Source organism: Pseudaeromonas pectinilytica (assembly GCF_054780855.1).
The window spans coordinates 1-787 of the sequence record NZ_BAAGVN010000170.1 but is presented as its reverse complement, the minus strand read 5'-3'; the positions used below and the strand labels follow the sequence as shown (position 1 = coordinate 787).

Below are 787 nucleotides of genomic sequence, written 5' to 3'. Positions count from 1 at the left end.
CTAAAAAAAGCAAGCTGGGATGACAATTATCGGGCACAACTATTCTTTGGTTAAATAACCAACAAAGTATGCTCCCGCCCTGATCTTCCCCCTATCAAACAAGGAGCTAAAGAAATATTTATTAACTGGTTCGGTGAATGTTCTCTCTCGATAGTTAATTTGATTTCTTAACTCCATGAGCCATTCATAGACAACCTTGTTTTCGACATGATTGCTCTGGAGGATATCTGTATCTTTGAATAACGATATAAAAGTAAAAATTGTAGTTTTGTGGTCTCCTGTTACCCGTTCCCCAGATAATTTCCCACAGTCTCTGCGTTCTGGTTTTTCTCCTTTCGCTATTTTCAATGTGTATATTCCATTGTTCTTTAAGAATGCAAACTTGTTAGTGGCTAACGAACATCTTAAAAGGAAAAATACAGAGTAATAAATTTTAATCGCGGCCCATGAATGTCTCCCATGATATATTCCGTTTATTGCATCGGAGAGGCTAAATAAAGCCTTGAAATATATATCTGCTGCATCTTTTTTTAGATCAACAGTTAGTTCTTTACACCTGAGTTCAGTTACTTCATACGCTTCAAATTTTGCAAGATATGAGCCCCACTTTGTAAGGTCCGTACAGCCAATATCTAATTCCACCGCTGCTTGGACTCTAAATCTATCAAAATTCATATTGGTCCTGCGCTGGTAAAGACTTTAAAAGGCAGGGCCGACGCATGATCATTCTTTGCACAAGTTGATCAAGTCTCGATCAGTTGAGCAGCTCCAAACACGATTTTAATTG

The 787-nt window shown here is 37.9% G+C and carries 1 protein-coding gene; it reads right to left on the bottom strand.

Going from position 1 to position 787, the window contains the following annotated elements:
- Positions 1–39: 39 nt before the first annotated feature.
- Positions 40–675, bottom strand: coding sequence for a hypothetical protein (locus tag ACYVG7_RS10025; protein ID WP_460882988.1), 636 nt, complete (start codon positions 673–675; stop codon positions 40–42).
- Positions 676–787: the final 112 nt, after the last annotated feature.